We start from the raw sequence: 3087 nt of genomic DNA, 5'->3' as shown, positions 1-3087 counted from the left end.
GCGGCGCTTGGCCTGGCTCGCGTCTCGGCGCGGGCAGTGCGTCGCGGAGCGGCGCATTGGGGTGCGGGTGAGAATCCCCGCCGGGACCCGCCGCGGCAGCGGTGGGGCGGCAGCACAGCGGTCGGGTGGGAAGCCCCGCCGGGACCCGCCGCGGCAGCGGTGGGGCGGCAGCACAGCGGTCGGGTGAGCATCCCCGCCGGGACCCGCCGCGCAGCGGTGGGGCGGAAGCACAGCGGGGGAAATGCAGCCGGGCGGTCGCACCCGCCAACTTGTGCGACCGCCCGGGGAATGTGGGCCGTCGGGTCCGGCTGGCGCTGGGCTCGGTGGCGGCCGGGCCCAGCGCCAGGTTCCAGACGGCGTCTGCGGGTGCTGCGTTGGGTCAGGACAGCCGCAGCCAGGCTGAGGCGTCCACGGGGAGTGTGCCGTCGGCGTTGAGCGGCACGCTGCTGACGAGCACCTCGCGGTGCGGCGGCAGCTGGGCCGGCGCCGTGCCGAGGTTGGTGACGTTGGCGAAGGTGTCGTCGCGGGCGAAGGCGAGGACGTCGGGCGCGGAGTCGAGCCACCGCATGGGGCCGTCGCCGAGGGAGGGCTCGGCGCGCCGGATGCGCAGGGCCTCGCGGTACAGCTCGAGGAACGACCCCTCGACGCCCTCCTGCGCGGCGACGGTCTTCGACGCCCAGGCGGCCGGCTGCGGCAGCCACGGCTGGCCGGCGGCGTCGGCGGGGCTGAAGCCGAAGGGGGCCGAGTCACCGGACCAGGGCAGCGGCACCCGGCAGCCGTCACGGCCGGGGTTGGTGCCGCCGGAGCGGTGGTACATCGGGTCCTCGCGGAGGGCGTCGTCGAGGTCCTCGACCTCCTCCAGGCCCAGCTCCTCGCCCTGGTACAGGTAGACCGCGCCGGGCAGCGACATGATGAGCAGCGCGGCGGCGCGGGCGCGGCGGCTGCCCAGCGCGAGGTCGGAGGGCACGTTGTAGCGCTTCTCGGCGAAGGAGAAGTTGGTCGACTCGCGGCCGAAGCGCGTGACCTCGCGGGTGACGTCGTGGTTGGACAGGACCCAGGTGGCCGGGGCGGAGACCGGCGCGTGCACCTCGAGGGTCATGTCGATCTCGTAGCGGAGCTTGTCGGCCTCCCACGGCGCGTTGAGGAACGCGAAGTTGAAGGCGGTGTGCAGCTCGTTGGGGGCCAGGTAGCGGGCGAAGGCCTCGTGGTCGGGCAGCCACACCTCGCCGATGAGGGCGCGCGGCGGCGTGTAGGTGTCGGAGATGCGCCGCCACGCCTGGTAGACGTCGTGGATGCCCTCGTTGTCCTCGTACTTGTCGCTGACGAGGGGGTCCTTGATGAGGACGGCGGCGGAGTCGATGCGGATGCCGTCGATGCCCCGGTCGAGCCAGAAGCGGACGATGTCCTCGAACTCGTCCCGGACCGCCGGGTGGTCCCAGTTGAAGTCGGGCTGCTCGGAGGCGAAGAGGTGCAGGTACCACTCGCCGTCGGGGACGCGGGTCCAGGCGGGGCCGCCGAAGATGGACTGCAGGTCGGTCGGCGGCTGCTCGCCCTCCGGGCCGCGCCCCTTACGGAACCAGAAGAGGTCACGCTCGGGCGAGCCGGGCGAGGACGCGAGGGCCTTCTGGAACCAGGCGTGAGCGTCGGAGCAGTGGTTGGGCACGATGTCGCAGATGACCCGGATGCCCGCGGCGTGCGCCTCCTCGATCAGCTTCTCGGCCTCTGCGAGGGTGCCGAAGATCGGGTCGATGGCGCGGAAGTCGGCGACGTCGTAGCCACCGTCGGCGAGCGGGGACGGGTACCACGGCACGATCCAGATCGCGTCGACCCCGAGGCCCGCCAGGTACGGCAGTCTGGATCGCAGGCCCGCCAGGTCGCCGACGCCGTCGCCGTTGCCGTCGGCGAAGCTGCGCAAGTAGACCTGGTAGATAGCGGCGCTGCGCCACCAAGCCTGGTGGTGTTGGTCGGCCACGTGGAACCTGCTTTCTCACACTCGGTGTTGCCTATGCCCGAAGGTGTTGCCTGTACACGACAAGGTGGATCTGACGAAGGGCTAGCCCTTCACGGCCCCTCCCAGTCCGGCGCCCGAGAGGAACAGTCGCTGGAAGGCGATGAAGAACACGACCGGGATGAGCGTCGAGATCGCGAGCGCCGCGAGGAACACGCCGAGGTCGGTCTGCGACGCGATGGCGGGCAGGCGCACCGACAGCGGCTGCTTGGACGGGTCCTTGAGCACGAGCATCGGCCAGAGGAAGTCCTTCCAGCTGGCGATCGTCGCGAACACCGACACCACGCCGAGGATGGGCTTGGACATCGGCAGGACGACCGACCAGAACAGCCGGAACGAGCTGGCGCCGTCGACCCTGGCGGCCTCGAACACCTCGCGGGGCAGGCCGTCGAAGAACCGGGTCATGAGCACGACGTTGAAGGCGCTCGCGCCGGACGGCAACCACACGGCGAGGAAGTTGTTGATGAGCGAGGTGCCGACCACGGGCGGGTTGAGGATCGTGAGGTACAGCGGCACGAGGAGCACGACGGTCGGCACGAACAGCGTGGCGATCACCAGGCCGTTGACGATCTTGCCCCAGGCGGGCCGCAGAACCGACAGCACGTAGCCGCCGGTGGTCGCGACGAGCATCTGGACGAACCACGAGCCGGCCGCGAGCCAGATCGTGTTGAGGAAGTAGTGGCTGATCTGGACGTCGTTCCACGCCTCGGAGATGTTCGCCAACCGGACGCCGTGCGGGAAGATGGCCAGCGGCGTGCGGATGATGTCCTGCGTGGGCGTGATGGCGAACTTCGCCAGCAGCAGCATCGGCCCGACGCCGACCAGGAGGAGCAGGGCCATCAGGAGCCCGTGCAGGAGCGTCATGGTGCCGCGGATGCGCGGGTTCTGCCAGTCCTTCGCCGAGACGTAGCCGCGGGTGCCTTCCGGCTGCGCCTTCTTGGGCTTGCGCGCCGGCCGCCCGCCGAGGACGGCACCGCCCGGCCCCGCGGCGACGGGCGTCCGGATCGACCCGCCCACGTCCGCCCGGTGCCTGGAGGGATCGGTGACGGTCATGGTGGTCCTCTTCCCCTCGGAGCTTC

General features: G+C 71.2%; 2 protein-coding genes. Both read right to left on the bottom strand.

The window, feature by feature from the left end:
- Positions 1-379: 379 nt before the first annotated feature.
- Positions 380-1972, bottom strand: a complete 1593-nt coding sequence (locus AB0I21_RS56300) for an alpha-amylase family glycosyl hydrolase (protein ID WP_344515618.1) — start codon at positions 1970-1972, stop codon at positions 380-382.
- A gap of 81 nt (positions 1973-2053) precedes the next feature.
- On the bottom strand, positions 2054-3087 hold a 1034-nt coding region (locus AB0I21_RS56295; protein ID WP_360574122.1), incomplete at its 5' end, for a carbohydrate ABC transporter permease.

The organism is Dactylosporangium sp. NPDC050588 (assembly GCF_040654975.1).
Classification (GTDB): Bacteria; Actinomycetota; Actinomycetes; order Mycobacteriales; family Micromonosporaceae; genus Dactylosporangium; species Dactylosporangium maewongense.
Note: the sequence above shows the minus strand (reverse complement) of the source record. Positions and strands in the feature narration are given on the sequence as shown.